The sequence below is a fragment of the Chishuiella changwenlii genome (assembly GCF_900142565.1).
GTDB lineage: Bacteria > Bacteroidota > Bacteroidia > Flavobacteriales > Weeksellaceae > Empedobacter > Empedobacter changwenlii.
The window spans coordinates 352763-372012 of sequence record NZ_FRBH01000001.1; the positions used below are offsets into that span (position 1 = coordinate 352763).

At 31.6% G+C, this 19250-nt stretch carries 12 protein-coding genes; 11 read left to right on the forward strand and 1 reads right to left on the reverse strand.

Annotated features, from left to right (window positions below):
* Nucleotides 1-12 precede the first annotated feature (12 nt).
* Nucleotides 13-2943, reverse strand: coding sequence for a SusC/RagA family TonB-linked outer membrane protein (locus tag BUA86_RS01605; RefSeq protein WP_072929215.1), 2931 nt, complete (start codon nucleotides 2941-2943; stop codon nucleotides 13-15).
* 224 nt (nucleotides 2944-3167) lie between these two features.
* Between BUA86_RS01605 and BUA86_RS01610 the strand changes: the two genes are divergently transcribed.
* From BUA86_RS01610 to BUA86_RS16095, 11 genes are all read left to right on the forward strand, one after another.
* Nucleotides 3168-4187 carry a LacI family DNA-binding transcriptional regulator gene (locus BUA86_RS01610; protein ID WP_072929217.1) on the forward strand — a complete coding sequence of 340 codons (1020 nt, stop codon included), beginning with the start codon at nucleotides 3168-3170 and terminating at the stop codon, nucleotides 4185-4187.
* Between the two features lie 161 nt (nucleotides 4188-4348).
* Nucleotides 4349-5695, forward strand: a complete 1347-nt coding sequence (locus BUA86_RS01615; protein WP_072929220.1) for an MFS transporter — start codon at nucleotides 4349-4351, stop codon at nucleotides 5693-5695.
* 6 nt (nucleotides 5696-5701) lie between these two features.
* A complete protein-coding gene (pgmB, locus tag BUA86_RS01620) occupies nucleotides 5702-6361 on the forward strand; it encodes a beta-phosphoglucomutase (protein ID WP_072929222.1) in 660 nt (219 codons plus the stop codon).
* Nucleotides 6362-6388: 27 nt separating this feature from the next.
* Nucleotides 6389-8686, forward strand: a complete 2298-nt coding sequence (locus BUA86_RS01625) for a glycoside hydrolase family 65 protein (RefSeq protein WP_072929224.1) — start codon at nucleotides 6389-6391, stop codon at nucleotides 8684-8686.
* A 134-nt stretch (nucleotides 8687-8820) separates the two neighbouring features.
* The gene (locus BUA86_RS01630) at nucleotides 8821-10677 is read left to right on the forward strand and encodes a glycoside hydrolase family 13 protein (RefSeq protein WP_072929226.1); all 1857 of its coding nucleotides are present in this window, start codon (nucleotides 8821-8823) and stop codon (nucleotides 10675-10677) included.
* A gap of 3 nt (nucleotides 10678-10680) precedes the next feature.
* Nucleotides 10681-12786, forward strand: a complete 2106-nt coding sequence (locus BUA86_RS01635; RefSeq protein WP_072929227.1) for a glycoside hydrolase family 97 protein — start codon at nucleotides 10681-10683, stop codon at nucleotides 12784-12786.
* A 29-nt stretch (nucleotides 12787-12815) separates the two neighbouring features.
* Nucleotides 12816-14987: a glycoside hydrolase family 97 protein gene (locus tag BUA86_RS01640; protein ID WP_072929229.1), complete on the forward strand. Its 2172-nt coding sequence runs from the start codon at nucleotides 12816-12818 to the stop codon at nucleotides 14985-14987.
* Nucleotides 14988-15056: 69 nt separating this feature from the next.
* Entirely contained in the window at nucleotides 15057-16709 is a 1653-nt protein-coding gene (locus BUA86_RS01645; protein WP_072929234.1) for an alpha-amylase family glycosyl hydrolase, read from the forward strand.
* Nucleotides 16710-16752: 43 nt separating this feature from the next.
* Nucleotides 16753-18132 (forward strand): alpha-amylase family glycosyl hydrolase, encoded by a 1380-nt coding sequence (locus BUA86_RS01650; RefSeq protein ID WP_072929236.1) that lies wholly within the window; start codon nucleotides 16753-16755, stop codon nucleotides 18130-18132.
* 393 nt (nucleotides 18133-18525) lie between these two features.
* Nucleotides 18526-18741 carry a hypothetical protein gene (locus BUA86_RS01655; RefSeq protein WP_072929238.1) on the forward strand — a complete coding sequence of 72 codons (216 nt, stop codon included), beginning with the start codon at nucleotides 18526-18528 and terminating at the stop codon, nucleotides 18739-18741.
* Between the two features lie 102 nt (nucleotides 18742-18843).
* Nucleotides 18844-18987 carry a hypothetical protein gene (locus BUA86_RS16095; protein ID WP_178300386.1) on the forward strand — a complete coding sequence of 48 codons (144 nt, stop codon included), beginning with the start codon at nucleotides 18844-18846 and terminating at the stop codon, nucleotides 18985-18987.
* Nucleotides 18988-19250: the final 263 nt, after the last annotated feature.

Here is a 19250-nt window from a genome sequence, read left to right on the forward strand (position 1 = left end):
TTTGTGATAATTTTAAAAATTAACATTTAAACCAAATACGAATGTTCTTGGTCTTGGGTAGAAGTTATTATCAATTCCTTGAAAAACCTCTGGATCAACACCTCTATAGTTCGTAAATAAAGCAACATTTTGTACTGCTCCGTACATTCTCAAATCCATTCCTTTTACAGCTTGTGGAATTGTGTATCCTAATGTAATATTATCAATACGGAAGAATGATCCATCTTCTACATAATGATCACTTAATAAGTTTTCATTTGTGATGTTAGAAAAACCTGTTCTGAAGTAATCTGTATGTACATTAGATAAGAATCCTTGTCCATTTCCTGTTGCTTTTGCTACATATCCTTTAGAAGATGCTGCATTGTTGTAAACGTAATTTCCTAAACTTGCACGTCCAGATACTGCAAAATCCCAGTTTTTATATGTAATGTTTGTATAAACACCCATTGTGATATCTGCAAATGGACTTTCTTTTGCGTACTTATCATTTTCGTTGATAACACCATCTCCATTTAAGTCTTCAAAAGCACCTTCAATTGGTTTTCCGTTTGCATCATAGATTTGTTTATAAACCCAGAAACTGTAAGCTGGTAAACCTTCTTTATGAATTTGTACGTTTGTACCAGTTCCTCCATCAATTCCACCAACAATATTATCATTTGTTAGGTTTACAATTTTATTCTTGTTGTATGCAATGTTGTAACCTACAGTCCATTTAAAATCTTTTGTTTTAACAGGAATAGCATTTACACTAAACTCGATTCCTCGGTTTTGCATATCTCCAATATTCTTATCTAATTTGTTAGAGAAGTTTGTAAATGGATCTACGAATACTTGTGCAATAAGATCTTTTGTTTCTCTTTGGTAATATTCTATACTACCAAATAATCTATTATTAAAGAATCCATAATCAAGACCAACATTTAATGTATTCGTTACCTCCCATTTAATATTTCTATTAATTGCGTCTGGTCTGTATGTCGTATAGAAATCGTTTCCAAATTGGTATTGTGCTGTTGCTAAACTAGCTGTATATCGTGTTAAAAACAGATAATCTCTCAAACTATTAACATTTCCTACTTGTCCGTATCCAAAACGTAATTTTAAATCACTAACAGTAGTAGATCCTTTTAAAAATTCTTCGTTTGAAATGTTCCATGCAACTGCAGCAGATGGGAATAATCCTAGGCGATCATCTGGATTTAATTTAGATGATGAATCTGCTCTAAGTGTAGCTGTTAATACGTAACGATTATCATAGTTATAATTTACACGTCCAAAGTAAGACAATAATGTACTTTGAAATGGATCATAATTACCTATGGTAGTTAATCCATTATAGTCATACTTATTAACATCAAATTTTTGATATTCATATCCAACTACAGCATTAATATTATGTAAACCAATTGATTTATTATAATTTAAATAGAAGTTAAATAACTTATTTGTTAATTCTTGATTATAAGAATCTCTTTGTCCATTCCAACCTTCAAGTTGACTTGGCAACGCATAATTAGAAATTTTTCTTCCATTTGAGTTACTAATATCATAACCTACGTTAACTGTTGCAGTAATGTCTGGGAAGAAATGTAATTTATAATCAGCTTTTCCATTAACTACAAAACGTCTAACTTCTGATGTATCAGAATACTCATTTAATAAAGCAACAGGATTGTTTGGTGCTAAATTATGTTTTCTGAATCCTCCTTTACCATCTGCTATATTAACGACAGTGTATCCTTGCCAAGATGTAAGAGAATTTCCAGGATTACCTGAATATACACTTTGTGTAGGATCAAATTCTAAAGCTGCTCCAATTGCACCTTTATTAGCAAAAGTATTTTCAATGTAAGATCCACGTGCATTCACTTCAATTTTTAAATGATCATCAAAAAATGATGGATTTAAATTAGCAGATAATGTTGTACGTTGAAGGTTATCACCTCTCAAAATACCATCTTGATCTGTGTGAGAAATAGAGAAACGAGATGGCATAAATCCTCCTAAATTTCCTGTAGCACTAAAATTGTGATCAATTCCTACTGCTGTTTTATAAATCTCATTTTGCCAATTTGTGTTTGCCGTACCTAATTGTGCAATCTGAGCAGGTGTTCCTACTTGATTAACTAATGTACGGAACTGATCAGCACTCATCATATCTATATTCTTAATCGGATCATAGATAGATGTTGTTGCATTATAATTGTATTTGAATTTTTTCCCTTTACCTTTTTTAGTTGTAACCAAGATTACACCATTCGCCGCACGAGAACCGTAAATAGCAGTTGCAGAAGCATCTTTTAAGATTGTCATCGACTCGATATCATTCGGATTTAAGAAATCTAATGGGTTACGAGATCCTCCAATATTATTTTCAGATAATGCAATACCATCTACAACATATAATGGCTGAGATGATAATGATAATGAACTATTACCACGAATGATAATATTTTGCCCTTCACCCGGTGCCCCTCCACCAGATGTTACATTTACACCAGCTACTTTACCAGTTATTAATTCTTGTGCAGAAGTTATAGACCCTTTATTAAAGTCTTCTTCTCCAATTTTATTTACAGATCCTGTTATATCAGATTTTTTAGCTACACCATAACCAATTACAACAACTTCTTTTAAAGTTGCTGTTGAATTCGCCATGCGAAATTGCAATTGAGTTTGACCAGCGTAAGTGAACTCCTGATCATCAAAACCAAAATAACTAATTGTAATAATATCACCATCAGTCGCTTCTAATGTAAAGTTACCTTGTTCATCAGAAACTGTAGATTCACCTGATGTGATGTTCATAACATCAGCACCAGCTAACACTGCATTATTTGTACTATCGTAAACTGTACCTTTAACTGCAGTTTGTGCAGATAAGATAGCAGGGCTAGATAAAACTAATGCAAGAAGAGATTGTTTTAAAATCCTCATATATTTTCACGTTTTGTTTCGTTAATTTTAATTTATATTTTTACTTCTCAATCCCAAATGTAAGATGTTTAATTGATTGATTGTGTATAGCGTACACCGATTAATGAAACGAAAACGTTTTCGTGTTAATAAATAATTAATTTATTACCTAACAGTTGTTAATTTTTAATAAAAAATGCGGAAATTAGTATTCTACCTAAAATGGTTAAAGTAGATTATATATTATGAAAAAGAATTTAACGTTAAAACAAATCGCCAAAGAATTAGATGTCTCTATATCAACAGTTTCTAAAGCTTTAAAAGACAGCGAAGAAATTAGTGAGGCTACGAGAAAAAAAATTCAGGCGTTTGCAAAATTATACAACTACAAACCAAATAATATTGCTCTAAGTCTTAAAAATAGAAAAACGAAAACAATTGCGGTGATTATTCCCGAAATAGTTCACGATTTTTTCGCTATGGTAATTAGTGGGGTTGAAAACCTTGCAAATCAATACGGTTACAACGTTTTAATTTGTTTATCAAACGAATCATACGAACGAGAAGTTATCAACATGGAGATGCTTGCTTCTGGTAGTATAGACGGTTTTATCATGTCTTTAGCGAAAGAAACACAAGCAAAAAAGGATTATCACCATATAAAAGAAATCATTAATCAAGGAATGCCGGTTGTAATGTTTGATCGTGTTACACGTGAAGTTTACACAGATAAAGTAATTATTGATGATGTACTTGCTACACAAGAAGCAATTCAATATTTTATAAGCAAAGGAAAAAGGAAAATTGGATTCATTACAACACCAGATTACATCAGTGTTGGGCGCTTAAGAACCGAAGGTTATATGAGAACTTTGGAAGCGAATGGAATTGATGTTGACGAAAATCTAATTCTTAGAATTGAAGACGAAACAAATATTGATACTGTAATTGAAGAATTCTTCGAAAAAAATGAATTTAATGCTGTTATGGCAGTAAATGAGCTTTATGCAGTAAATGTTTTAAAGACAGCTTTAAAAAGAGGATTAAAAGTTCCCGAAGATTTAAATATCATTGCTTTTACAGATGGTGTAATCTCAAAAAATTCTATTCCTAGTATTTCTACTATTAAGCAAAATGCTTTTAAAATGGGAGAGATTGCTGCTAAGCTTTTAATACAAAAATTAGAATCTGAACACGAGAACGAACATTACATTACAGAAGTTATAAGTACAGAATTATTACACCGAGAAACTACAACGATTTAGTAAGGTTTTTTAGGTTAAATTGTTGTTTTTGTAGCAATAATACCAAAAAAAAGTTTTAACATTGTAACCAAATCAAAGCATATTTTTACTTCTCAAAAAACGAAAATATAGTTTTGATAAGCTGAAACGCTTATCGTAAATAATTAATTATAATTACGATAATGGAAAAGCGTAGATTAAGTTTCTGGGAAATCTGGAACTTGAGTTTTGGATATTTAGGTGTACAAATGGGATTTGCTTTGCAAAATGCAAACGCAAGTAGAATACTTAGCTCATTTGGTGCAGATGTACACGAGTTATCTTGGTTTTGGATTGTAGCTCCATTAATGGGATTGATTGTTCAACCTATTATTGGACACTATTCTGATAATACATGGTCTCGTTTTGGACGAAGAAAACCTTACTTTTTAGTAGGAGCATTACTTGCTTCAATAGGATTAATTCTTATGCCACAAGCAGGTGCTTTTACAGCACTTATGCCAGCATTGTGGATGGGAGCCGGATTCTTAATGATTATGGATGCATCATTTAATATTGCAATGGAGCCTATGCGTGCTTTTGTTGCAGATATGCTTCCGTCTGACCAAAGAACTTTAGGATATTCTGTGCAAACAGTTATCATTGGTTTAGGTGCTGTGGTTGGTTCTTGGTTACCTTACATTTTAAACAATTGGTTAAATGTATCTAGTACAGCAGGAGATGGTGAAATTCCATTTCATATAATATTATCATTTATTATTGGCGCTATAGCCATAATAATAACTGTCGGCATTACTATTCTGTCTACAAAAGAATATTCTCCACAAGAATTAGAAGCATTTGATAAAGCAGAAGATAAAACTCCTGTACAAGAAGATAAAACTAACCTTTCTCAGATTCTTGTAGATTTTGGTAATATGCCAAAAACAATGAAACAATTAGGATTAGTTCAATTCTTTACTTGGTTTGCTTTATTCGGTATGTGGGTATTTGCTACACCAGCAATTGCACATCATGTTTATGGCTTATCGCTTACCGACACACATTCTGCTACTTACCAAAAAGCAGGTGATTGGGTTGGAATTATTTTCGGTGTTTATAATGGAGTTTCTGCAATATTTGCATTTTTCTTACCAGCAATTGCATTAAAATTGGGTAGAAAAACAACACATACAATTTCTTTATTAGCTGGTGGATTAGGATTAATTTCTATTTATTTTATCAGTGATCCGAAATTATTAATCGTTTCTATGATTGGTGTCGGAATTGCTTGGGCAAGTATTTTATCTATGCCTTATGCAATATTAGCTGGTGCAATTCCATCAAAAAAAATGGGTGTATATATGGGAATTTTCAATTTCTTTATTTGTATGCCACAAATTGTAAACGCCTTACTTGGTGGTCCAATTGTAAAATATTTCTATAATGGTAATCCTATTTTTGCTATTGTAATGAGCGGTGTCTCATTAATTGTTGCAGCTCTTTTTGTAACAAGAGTAACTGATGTGGATGAACCAACAAAAGCATAACTTATTTTGAAAACAAAAGCATTTATATTTGATTTAGATGGTGTAATTGTAGACACTGCAAAATACCATTTCTTAGCTTGGCAAAAAGTAGCCAATTCTTTAGGAATAAACTTCACACACGAAGATAACGAACTATTAAAAGGTGTTTCTCGTGTTCGTTCATTAGAAATTATTCTTGGTTTAGGTGAAAATGTTGAAATCACTGAGGAAAAGAAAAATGAATTATTAATTAAGAAAAACGAAGATTATTTAGTTTATATAGATAAAATGGACGATTCAGAAATTCTTCCTGGAGTTATGAAAGTTTTAGATTTCTTAAAAGCAAATAACCAACCTATTATCTTAGGTTCTGCTTCTAAAAATGCTCGTCCAATTTTAGAAAAAGTAAATATCCTTCACTACTTCGATGATATCGTTGATGGTAATGACGTTACAAACGCAAAACCAGATCCAGAAGTATTTTTAGTAGGAGCAAAAAAAGCAAATCAATCCGCAGAAAACTCAATTGTTTTCGAAGATTCTGTTGCTGGAATTGAAGCAGCAAACATTGCTGGAATGACAAGCATTGGAATTGGAGAGGCTTCTGTTTTAAATGAAGCAAAATACAATTTCAACAACTTTACAGAAATCACAGAAGATTTTCTGAATGAATTAATCAATAAGTAAAAAACATCAATACAATATTTTAATAAAATGAATCAAGATTATATCATCCCAAATGCATGGTCAATTATTGAGGAAGGATTTGAAAAAGATCGTGTAAAATCTTCTGAGAGTTTATTCTCAATTGGAAATGGAGCAATGGGACAACGTGCTAATTTCGAAGAATTTTATTCTGGCGATACTTTTCAAGGAAGTTACATTGCTGGAGTTTATTACCCAGATAAAACAAAAGTTGGTTGGTGGAAAAATGGATATCCAGAATATTTTGCAAAAGTATTAAATGCACCTGTTTGGATTGGAATTAACATCGAAATTAATGGTGAGCAATTAGATTTAAATACGTGTAAAGAAGTTAAAAACTTTCGTCGTGAATTAAACATGAAAGAAGGTTTATTAGATCGTTCTTTTACTGCTATTTTACCTTCTGGTTTAGAAATTGAAGTTAATGTTCGTCGTTTTTTAGCTGCTGATTTAGATGAATTAGGTGCTATAAAATATGATATTAAACCATTGAATGGTGATGCAAAAATTGTTTACAAATCTTTTGTAGATGCTGGTGTAAAAAATGAAGATGCGAACTGGGAAGAAATTTTCTGGGAGCCAATTACAACAGAAATAAAAGGTGAACAAGCTTTTGTACAAGCTCGTACATTCAAAACACATTTTAATGTGGTTACATTTATGGAAAATTCTTTTTCTGTAAATAATGTAAAGCAAACTATTTCTCCATCTGCACAAACAAAAACAGAATGGAAAGTTGAGTTTACTTATGAGTTAAATGTAAAAGCAAATGAAGTAGCAACTATTCAAAAATTTGGAGGATATGTAGTTTCTACAAATCACGAAGAAAATGAATTAATTAATGCTGCTGAAAATGTATTAGCACAAGCGAACGAAATTGGTTATGAACAATTGTTAACAAACCAAAAAGCTGCTTGGGCAAGAACATGGGAAATGGCAGATATCACAATAGAAGGTGATGTAAAAGCACAACAAGGAATTCGTTTTAATATTTTCCAATTAAACCAAACTTATTCTGGTAAAGATGCTCGTTTAAATATTGGTCCAAAAGGATTTACTGGAGAAAAATACGGAGGGTCTACTTATTGGGATACAGAAGCCTATTGTTTACCATTTTACATGGCAACAAAAAATCAAGAAGTTGCTCGTAACTTACTAATGTACCGTTACAATCAATTAGATAAAGCAATAGAAAACGCTGAAAAACTTGGTTTTACAGATGGTGCTGCTTTGTATCCAATGGTAACAATGAACGGAGAAGAATGTCACAACGAATGGGAGATTACATTTGAAGAAATTCACCGTAATGCAGCAATCGCTTTTGCTATTTTTAATTATACTCGTTTTACAGGAGATCAATCATACATTCCAGAAGCTGGTTTAGAAGTATTATTAGGAATTGCTCGTTTTTGGAAACAACGTTTCAACTGGTCTAGTGACAAAAAACAATATGTAATGTTAGGTGTTACAGGACCAAATGAGTACGAAAACAACGTAAACAATAATTTCCATACTTCTTATTGTGCACAATGGTGTATGAATTATGCTTTAGAGCAAATAGACCATGTAAAATATAATAATTCAGAAGATTTTGTTAGAATAGTTAAGAAAACAGATATTACAGAAGTAGAACTAGCTGATATGAAAGAGGTTGCTTCTAATATTTATTTTCCTTACAGTAAAGAGCATGGAGTATACTTACAACAAGATGGTTTCTTAGACAAAGATTTAACGCCTGTTTCTGAATTAAGTAAAAAAGATCGTCCTATTAACCAAAAATGGTCTTGGGATAGAATCTTACGTTCAGCTTACATTAAACAAGCCGATACGTTACAAGCTTTTTATTATTTCGAAGATCAATTTTCTAAAGAAGAATTAGAAAAACATTTCGATTTTTATGAGCCATTAACAGTTCACGAATCTTCTTTGTCTCCTTGTGTTCACTCAATACAAGCGGCAACATTAGGTCGTATGGAACAAGCTTACACATTCTACTTAAGAACTTCTCGTTTAGATTTAGATGATTATAATAAAGAAGTTCACGAAGGATTACACATTACATCAATGGCAGGAACATGGATGTCTATTGTAGAAGGATTTGGAGGAATGCGTATTAAAAATGATACATTATATTTTGAACCACGTCTTCCAGAACAATGGGAGGAGTTTACATTCAAAGTTAATTTCCGTCATCAAATTCTAAAAGTTATAGTAAATAAAGAAGGTACAACTTTCGAATTAGAAGGAACTGAACCATTAGAGGTTTATGTTTTTGATGAGAAAGTTACTGTACAACCTTCTATTTAATAAAAAATAAGAAGCACCTTGAAGGTTTCTGCTTTCGAGGTGTTTTTTTATATAAATGAGTAATAATTGATGAGTAATGAGAAATTAAACTTAAAGCTCATCCTCAAAACTTAAAACTCAAAATTTAAAAACACATGAGAAAATTACTTCTAGCAGCAACCTTACTTTCATCTTTTGCTTTTGCTCAAATTCAAAAAGTAGAACCTATGTTTTGGTGGAAAGGAATGAAAAATCCTGAAATCCAAATCTTAGTTTACGGAAAAGATATTAGCAAATATAATGTCGAATTGTCTGATAATATCAAAATAAAAGATATTCAGAAAACGGAGAATCCAAACTATGTTTTTGTAACAGTTAATACAAATGAGGTGAATAAATCTTCATTTAAAATTAACATTAAAAAGAAAAACAAAATTGTTGATTCTTACACATACGAATTAAAAAATCGTGAAACTAATTCTGCGAATCGTAATTCTTTCACATCAAAAGATATTGTTTATTTAATTATGCCAGATCGTTTTGCAAACGGAGACGAGAGCAACGATTCTAAAAAAGAATTAACAGATAAAGCGAACAGACAAGTACCAGATGGTCGTCATGGAGGAGATTTACGTGGTATAATTAATAACATTAATTACATACAAGATTTAGGTGCAACAGCTGTTTGGTTAACTCCTGTTAACGAAGACAACCAAAAGCAACATTCTTACCATGGTTATGCACAAACAGATTTATACAAGATTGATGCGCGTTATGGTACAAATGAAGAGTACCGTGAATTATCTCGTGAATTGAATAAACGCGGAATGATGTTAATTCAGGATTATGTAACGAATCATTGGGGATCATTACATTGGTTAATCCAAGATTTACCAGCTGCAGATTGGATTCATCAATTTCCTGATGGTGGAGAAAAAGGATTTAAACGTTCTAATTACCGTACAACAGCACAATTTGATTCTAATGTATCAGAAATTGATAAAAAAGAAGCATTAGATGGTTGGTTTGATAGTACAATGCCAGACATGAATCAAGCCAATCCATTGGTATTAAAATATCTTACACAAAATGCTATTTGGTGGATAGAATACGCTGAACTTGGAGGAATGCGCGTGGATACATATCCATATAATGACAAAGAAGGAATGGCTAAATGGGTGAAAGCAATTACAGACGAATATCCAAAATTTAATGTTGTTGGTGAAGCTTGGATGCATTCTCCTGCTCATATTTCTTATTGGCAAAAGGACTCTAAAATTGCAGAAATAGACAATTACAACTCTTATTTACCATCTGTAATGGATTTCCCTTTGTACAATGCAATTCCAAAAGCAGTTTCTGAAGAGGAATCTTGGGACAAAGGAATGATTAGAATATATGATAATTTCACGAACGATTTCTTGTATCCAAATGTGAACAATATGTTTGTTTTCATGGAAAACCACGATACAGAGCGTTTTAATGAAATTACAAATGGTAATGTAAACGAATACAAGTTAGGATTAGCTTTAATTTCTACAGTTCGCGGAATTCCACAAGTATATTATGGAACTGAAATTGGTATGCGTGGTGATAAAAGTAAAGGTGATGCAGCTATTCGTCAGGATTTTCCTGGTGGATGGAAAGCTGACAAACAAAATGCATTTACAGATAACGGAAGAACTGCAGAACAAAAACAATTTCATGATTTTACAGCAAAATTATTTAATTGGAGAAAAAATAAAGAGGTAATTCATTCAGGAAAAACAAAACATTTCATTCCACAAAATAACGTTTATGTTTATTTTAGATACAATGATAACGAATCTGTTATGGTAATTATTAATGCTAATCCAGAAAAACAAACAATTAAATTGAATCGTTTTGCTGAGGCATTAAATGGATTTACATCTGGAAAAGATATCATTTCAGACAAAAATCTTTCAATTAGTCAATCAGGAGAAGTTACTATTGAAGGTAAAACATCAATGATTATTGAATTAAAAAAATAAGCCATGAAAAAATTAACAACAACTATATTTACTTTGTTTGCATTAGGACTACTTCATGCACAAACAATAGAGTCACCATCAAAAGAAGTTAAGGTAAATTTCGAATTAACTAAAAATGGACAACCATCTTATTCTGTAACCTACAAGGGAAAAGAAATTGTAAAACCATCTACACTTGGAATTACATTAAGAGATAAAGAAGCATTAGACAACGGATTTAAAGTGGTTAACTATACAACAAAATCTGTTAATGATACTTGGCAACCAGTTTTAGGAGAATATAAAAATATACAAGATCTTCATAACGAAGGAAAAATTGAATTAATTCAGCCTGCAACAAACCGTCAAATTAATGTAACATTTAAAGTTTTTGATGGAGGTGTTGCATTTAGATACGAAATACCTCAGCAAGAAAAACTAAATCATTTTAGTATTACAGCAGAAAAAACACAATTCAATTTAACAGGAGATCATACTGCTTTTTGGTTACCAGCAGATTATGATTCTCAAGAATATGTGTATACAAAAACAAAAATTTCAGGAATTGATCACAGTTTAATTGATATGGGAAATGGTATTTCTCTTAAGTCAATTGCAAAACCTGATGCTGTACAAACGCCATTACAAATGAAAACTGCAGATAATATTTATTTAAATATTTTTGAAGCTGCCGTTGTTAATTATCCTGTAATGCATTTGGCAACTAACAAATCAACGTATCAATTTGAGTCTATTCTTGCACCAAGTGCAGTTGGTGATGTAGCTTTTTTACAAACTCCTTTCAATACGCCATGGCGTACAATAATGGTATCAGATGATGCTAGAAATATTGTAAGTCAAGGTCCTCAAATGATTTTAAATCTTAATGAACCATCAAAAATAAAAGATACTTCTTGGATTAAACCAATGAAATATGTTGGTATTTGGTGGGAAATGCATGTGGGTGTTTCTACATGGGATAGAAAAGGATCTCAGAATGCACAAAACCAATTAGGACAAGAAGCTATTAAATTCCCTCATGGAGCAACAACACAAAACACAAAACGTTACATTGATTTTGCTGCTAAAAACGGGTTTAATGGTGTTTTAGTTGAAGGATGGAATACTGGTTGGGAAGATTGGGCTGGTAATTGGAAAGATGAAGTTTTCGATTTTACAACACCTTACGATGATTTCGATATTAAATCTATCGCTGATTATGCAAAAGGTAAAAATGTAAGTATGATTATGCATCATGAAACTTCTGGTTCTGTTTCTAACTACGAACGCCGCTTTGATCGTGCAATGGAAGTGATGAAAAAATACAATTATCCAGCTGTTAAAACTGGTTACGTTGGAAGAATTATTCCAAGAGGCGAATTTCATGATGGTCAAAGAATGGTTAACCATTTTAATTGGACAGCAGAACGTTTTGCAGAAAATAAAATCTTATTAAACTCACACGAAAGTCACCGTCCAACAGGATATCAAAGAACTTACCCAAATTATATTGCAGCAGAAGCCGCACGTGGAAATGAGTTTAATGCATGGAGTTATGGAAATCCTCCTGCTCACGAAACAATTCTACCTTTCATGAGAATGTTAGGTGGACCAATGGATTATACGCCTGGTATTTTCGAAATAAAAATGTCGCATTATGATCCGAATAAAAAAGAACAAGTACATACTACTTTAGCAAAACAATTGGCATTGTATGTAACTATTTATTCGCCTTTACAAATGGCAGCAGATTTACCAGAAAATTATGAACGTTATGCAGATGCATTTCAATTTATAAAAGATGTTGCTTTAGATTGGGACGATAGTAAATATTTAGAAGCTGAACCAGGAGAGTATTTAACTGTTGCGAGAAAAGCAAAAGGAACTCAAAATTGGTTTATTGGTGCAATTACGAATGAAAATGCGAGAAAATCATCAATAAAATTAGATTTCTTAACTCCTGGAGTTAAGTATGAAGCAATTGTATATGCTGATGCGAAAGATGCTCATTGGGAAAAGAATCCAAAAGCATATCAAATTAAAAAGATAAAAGTAGATGCCAAATCAACACTAAAATTAGATTTAGCAGCTGGTGGAGGAACAGCAATTTCAATAGTTCCAATTAAATAATAAAATAAAAGTCACAAAACATAACAATAATGAAAAACTTCAAGTTTATACTAGGTTTAGGAATTGCAATGATGAATATTGCTTATGGACAAGAATTAAAATCTCCTAATGGAGATTTTGTAATGGATTTTTCTTTATCGAAAGATGGGCAACCAACTTATCAGTTAAATTATAAAGGAAAAGAAATTATTAAGCCAAGTCATTTAGGTTTTGAATTTAAAACAAATTTGAACCAAAAAAGTTTTGAATGGAATGATAAATCAGAAGCTGATAAAGCCAAAGATTTAGCTAATTTCTTATCAGGATTTAAAATCATTGATACAAAAACTTCAACGTTCGACGAAACATGGGCACCAGTTTGGGGAGAAGTGAGTAAAATACGTAATAACTTTAACGAGTTAGCTGTTACTATTTCTCAGCCAAAAACAGATCGTAAAATGATTATTCGTTTCAGAATGTTTAATGATGGACTAGGGTTCCGTTACGAATTTCCTGAGCAAAAAAATCTTAAATATTTTGTCATAAAAGAAGAGCATTCTCAGTTTGCAATGGCAGGAGATCATACTGCATTCTGGATTCCTGGAGATTATGACACACAAGAATACGATTATACAGAATCTAAATTATCAGAAATTAGAGGTTTATTTGACAAAGCTTATATTGGAAATGCTTCTCAAAAAGCTTTTTCTAAGACAGGTGTTCAGACTGCTTTAATGATGAAATCTTCGAACGGATTATACATCAATTTACACGAAGCTGCATTGATTAATTATCCTGCAATGAGTTTAAATTTAGATGATAAAAATTTAGTTTTCGAATCTTGGTTAACTCCAGATGCATTAGGAGATAAAGGTTATTTACAAGCACCTTTCAATACACCTTGGCGTACTGTAATCGCAAGTGATGATGCTAGAGATGTTGTGGCATCTAAAATGACATATAACTTAAACGAGCCATCTAAAATTAAAGATACATCTTGGATTAAGCCAGTTAAGTACATTGGTGTTTGGTGGGAAATGATTACAGGAAGAGGTTCTTGGGCATATACAGATGATTTCTCTACAGTAGAATTAGGTGTTTCTAATTATGCTAAAGCTAAACCAAATGGTAAACATGCTGCCAATACAAAACATGTAAAAGAATACATCGACTTTGCTGCAGAAAATGGATTTGACGCTGTTTTAGTTGAAGGTTGGAATGAAGGTTGGGAAGATTGGTTCGGAAATCACAAAGATTATGTTTTTGACTTTGTAACACCATACCCAGATTTTGATGTAAAAGAATTACATGCTTATGCAAAATCTAAAGGTGTAAAAATCGTTATGCATCATGAAACTTCAGGTGCTATTCGTAATTACGAAAGACATTTAGATAAAGCTTACCAATTTATGCAAGACAATGGTTACAATGCTGTAAAAAGTGGATATGTAGGTGATATTGTTCCTCGTGGAGATTATCATTACAGTCAAAATGTTGTTAACCATTACCAATATGCATTAGAAAAAGCTGCTGAGTATAAAATTATGGTGAATGCACATGAAGCTGTTCGTCCTACAGGAGTTGCACGTACATGGCCAAACCTTATTGGAAACGAATCTGCTCGTGGAACAGAGTACCAAGCATTTGGTGGATCAAAGCCAAATCACGTAACAATCTTACCATTTACTCGCTTATTAGGTGGACCAATGGATTATACGCCTGGTATTTTCGAAATGGACATTAAGAAAATGAATCCAAATAACGAATCTCATGTAAATTCTACATTAGTAAACCAATTGGCATTATACTTAACAATGTATTCTCCATTACAAATGGCTGCTGATATTATTGAGAACTACAAAAGATTTCCAGATGCATTCCAATTCATTAAAGACGTTCCTGTAGATTGGCAAGACAGTAAATACTTAGAAGCTGAGCCAGGAAAATATTTAACTGTTGCACGTAAAGACAAAAACTCTAACAATTGGTTTGTTGGTAATGTGAACGGTGTAACACCTCGCACAACTAAAATTAAATTAGATTTCTTAGAGAAAGGAAAAAAATACGAAGCAACAATCTATGCAGATGGAAAAGATGCTCATTATAAAACAAATCCACAATCTTACAAAATAGAAACGAAGAAAGTAACTGCTAAATCTACTTTAGATTTAACATCGGCTGCTGGTGGAGGTTTTGCAATTAGCATTAAAGAAGTTAAGTAAGTTTTAAGTAATAAGTTCTACGTTTTAAGTTTTAACTTAGAGCGTAGAACAAAAAACGTATAACGGAATATGAAAAAAATACTTTTCACAATAGGATGTGCAAGTTTGTTCTTATCATCTTGTTCAAAAACAGTAGTTGAAGGCGCTCAAGAAAACCAAAAACAATCTTTTGTTTGGGAAGGAGCAAATGTTTATTTCTTATTAACAGACCGTTTTAATAACGGAGATAAAACAAATGATGTTAATTACGGAAGAACAGAAAAATCTGCAAAATTAAGAGGTTTTGAAGGTGGAGATTTACGTGGTATTATAAATAAAGTTGAAGATAATTATTTTTCGGATTTAGGAATTAATGCTATTTGGATGACGCCAATCGTAGAGCAAATTCATGGTGCTGTAAATGAAGGTCAAGGTGCTACTTATGGTTTTCATGGATATTGGACAAAAGATTGGTCATCTATTGATAAAAATTGGGGTTCTGAAAAAGACTTACAAGAATTAGTCGATAAAGCTCACGCAAAAGGAATCCGCATTATGTTGGATGCTGTTATCAATCACACAGGGCCAGCAACAAAAGAAGATGGTGTTTTTCCTGCAGATTGGGTTCGCGTATCACCACAATGTAATTACGATTCGTATAAAACAACTGTAGAATGTACATTGGTAGCTAATCTTCCAGATATTCTAACAGAATCTGAAAGTGATGTTATGCTTCCTCCTCAACTTTTAGCAAAATGGTCGAAAGAAGGTCGTTTAGATAAAGAAGTTGTAGAATTAAATGCCTTTTTTGCGAAATATAATCTTCCGAAAGCTCCGAAATATTACATCATGAAATGGTTATCTGATTATATCAGAAAATATGGAATTGATGGTTACCGTGTAGATACAGTAAAACATACGGAGGAAGAGGTTTGGAAAAAATTTGCAGAAATCTGTCAAGATGCTTTTGCAGAATACAAAGCAAATCATCCAACAAAAATTTTAGATCAGAATAATTTTTATCTAATTGGAGAAGTTTATAATTATACTATAAATGATGCACAAGAGTTTCCATTTCCAGATAAAAAAGTTAATTATTTCGAAAATGGATTTGATACTTTAATTAATTTTGATTTACGTTCTACACAAAAAGAGACATCTCAACAAGTTTTCAATCGTTACAACGATATCTTACAAAATGAGATGAAAGGTAAATCGGTATTGAACTACATTACCTCTCATGACGATGGCTCACCTTTTGATAAGAATAGAAAGAACACTTGGGATGCAGGAACAAGATTATTATTAACACCTGGTATTTCTCAAGTTTATTATGGTGACGAATCTTCTCGTCCATTAGAAATTGATGGTGCAGATGGTGATGCTAATTTACGCTCGTTTATGAATTGGGATGAAATAGAAAATAATGCTGATAAAAAAGCACTACTTCTTCACTTTCAAAAATTAGGTCAGTTCAGAAGAAATCATCCTGCTGTTGGAGCTGGTAAACATACAGATTTACAGAATGATCCTTATATTTTTCATAGAAAATATGAGAATGATGAAGTAATTATTGCTTTAAGTTATTTCCGTCCACAAAAGATGATAACTGTAAGTAATTTATGGAAAGATGGAACAAAAGTGAGAGATTTCTATACAGGAACAACAGCTGTTGTAAAAGATGGATATGTTGTAATGGATACAAATTCTGATATTGTTTTATTAGAAAAAGTAAAACAATAACTTTTAGTACATTTTTAATTAAAATCACTTAAAAAATATAAGAATGATAAAAAAAATAATCGGATTAAGTTTTGCAACTGCATTAATTTTAACGAGTTGTAATTCTAAAAAAGAAGAAAAAGTTGCTGATAAACAAGAAACTTCTCAAGATGGTATTATAACTCCTTATACAGCAGATATGGCAGAAAATGCTGTATTGTATGAAGTAAACATTCGTCAATTTTCGCCTGAAGGTACATTTGCAGCTGTAACAAAAGAAATTCCTAATATTAAAAAATTAGGAGTTAAAATATTATGGTTAATGCCAATTTATCCAATTGGAGAAGAAAACAGAAAAGAAGGTTTAGGTTCTTATTACTCTATTAAAGATTATAGAGGAATAAATCCAGAATTTGGAACTGCAGAAGATTTAAAAGCTTTAATTGCAGAAGCTCATAAAAATGGTATATATGTCGTTTTAGATTGGGTTGCTAACCATACTGCTTGGGATCACCCATGGGTAAAACAACACCCAGAATGGTACGAAAAAGATAAAACAGGAAAATTACAATCTCCATATGATTGGACAGATGTTGTTGCGCTAGACTTTAACAATAAAGAAATGCGTAAGCAAATGATTGCTGACATGAAATATTGGTTAGATGATTTTAAAATCGATGGATTCCGTTGTGATATGGCACATGAAGTTCCGACAGATTTCTGGGAAGAAGCAAAACCTCAGTTAGCAAATGGTCGTGAGATTTTCATGTTAGGAGAAACAGAAAATGCAGATTTATTAGTAAATGCTCTTGATGCAGCTTATGCTTGGGAATTGCACCATATTATGAATGATGTTGCAAAAGGTAAAAAGAATGTTTCTGCTATTGACACGTATATGGATTCTATTCCTAAGAAATGGCAAGCAGATGATTATAAAATGATTTTTACATCTAATCATGATGAAAACTCTTGGTCAGGTTCTGAATACGAAAGAATGGGAGATGCTGTAGAAACATTTGCCGCTTTATCTTATGCATTACCTGGAATTCCTTTAATTTATAACGGACAAGAAGAAGATTTTAATCGTCGTTTAAAGTTCTTTGTAAAAGATTCTATAGATCGTAATCCAAATGCAAAAATGCGTGGTGTTTATGAGAAATTAGGTGAATTAAAAATTACAAACGAAGCTTTTAACGGAGCTAAAAAAGCTGGTTCTTATGAGCGTCTTAAAACATCTGATGATAAATCTGTTCTAGCTTTTAAACGTAAAAAGAATGCTACAGAAGCTTATTTTATTGCTAACTTAACGAAAGCAGAAAAAGAAGTGACTGTTCCTGTTTCTGGTATTTACAAAAACTTTATGAACAATAAAGAAGTAAAATTAGATCCAAAAACAAAACTTAAATTAAAACCTTGGGAATATTTAATCTTGGTTCAGAAATAACAATAAAAAAAGCGTCTCAAATGAGACGCTTTTTTTATATATGCCATGTATTCTAAAAATTCAAAATATATAACTTTAATTATAATAAAGAATTAATTACCAACTAGCAGTTTTTAAATTTCTAGCTTGGTGATATATATGTAAAATTTTTGAAAAAGCTACTTATCCTTTCCCTCTAGATTATAATCTAAAAACTATCAGTTATCTATTTATAACATTTAACACATAACAATTATTTAACACATATAACACCTTTATTATTAATTAATTAATAGTTTAATTTAAAAATAACCGATCTTAAGTACTTAATTCTTGTTAAAGAAAAATAACTTGAATAATTTCGTTAAAGAAGTTGAAAAACGGCTTCATTAAAACAATCTAAAATTATTAAAAATGAAAAATTTAGAAAATTTAAATTTACAAGAATTAACTATTCAAGAACAAGTTAAAACTGAGGGGGGAGAAGCAATCTTTGCAGTTTGGGGAATAGGAACTCTTCTTGCTGGACTTACTTCAGCTGTTACAAATCATATAGGTAATGGTTTAAATGTAGGAGACAGATTCAATAAAGATGTAACGGTTGCATTTGGAGGAAGTTTCATTCACTAAAAATTAATATCTAACGAATAGTTAAAAATCTCTGTGTATTTGATACACAGAGATTTTTTGGCTATTATAAATAATATCAAATATTAAAGAATATTCGCGTAGTTGTGTAAAATTATACGTAGTCAAGAACAAGTTAATGTTGAGGGAGGTTGGATTGGTCCTGCTTTTCTTGTTGCTGCTTGGGAAAACGTAGGAGATATTAGAGAGGCGCTTACTGATGGATATAGAGGAACAACAAGATATTAAAAGATTTATTTTAGCAATAATTGTATTTCTAGTAACATATTATTTTATGGAATACATTCCATCTATGATTAGATATATTTTTGAAATTTTAAAAAAACAATGAAGGCTTCCCAATTTTTAGGAAAATAATTAAGTATAATAATTCATTTTGAACATCTTTTTAATTTATACAATCAACTTATTTTATAATTTTAAAAAATTGGTGTGTTTTACTTAACCATTATCCTTATAATTTAAACATCTTGATATTAAACATTTAATCT

Bases quoted from the DNA above. Each gene is read 5' to 3' on its own strand.
- BUA86_RS01605 (WP_072929215.1), bottom strand. From the start codon at position 2,943: ATGAGGATTTTAAAACAATCTCTTCTTGCATTAGTTTTATCTAGCCCT.
- BUA86_RS01610 (WP_072929217.1), top strand. From the start codon at position 3,168: ATGAAAAAGAATTTAACGTTAAAACAAATCGCCAAAGAATTAGATGTC.
- BUA86_RS01615 (WP_072929220.1), top strand. From the start codon at position 4,349: ATGGAAAAGCGTAGATTAAGTTTCTGGGAAATCTGGAACTTGAGTTTT.
- BUA86_RS01625 (WP_072929224.1), top strand. From the start codon at position 6,389: ATGAATCAAGATTATATCATCCCAAATGCATGGTCAATTATTGAGGAA.
- BUA86_RS01630 (WP_072929226.1), top strand. From the start codon at position 8,821: ATGAGAAAATTACTTCTAGCAGCAACCTTACTTTCATCTTTTGCTTTT.
- BUA86_RS01635 (WP_072929227.1), top strand. From the start codon at position 10,681: ATGAAAAAATTAACAACAACTATATTTACTTTGTTTGCATTAGGACTA.
- BUA86_RS01640 (WP_072929229.1), top strand. From the start codon at position 12,816: ATGAAAAACTTCAAGTTTATACTAGGTTTAGGAATTGCAATGATGAAT.
- BUA86_RS01645 (WP_072929234.1), top strand. From the start codon at position 15,057: ATGAAAAAAATACTTTTCACAATAGGATGTGCAAGTTTGTTCTTATCA.
- BUA86_RS01650 (WP_072929236.1), top strand. From the start codon at position 16,753: ATGATAAAAAAAATAATCGGATTAAGTTTTGCAACTGCATTAATTTTA.
- BUA86_RS01655 (WP_072929238.1), top strand. From the start codon at position 18,526: ATGAAAAATTTAGAAAATTTAAATTTACAAGAATTAACTATTCAAGAA.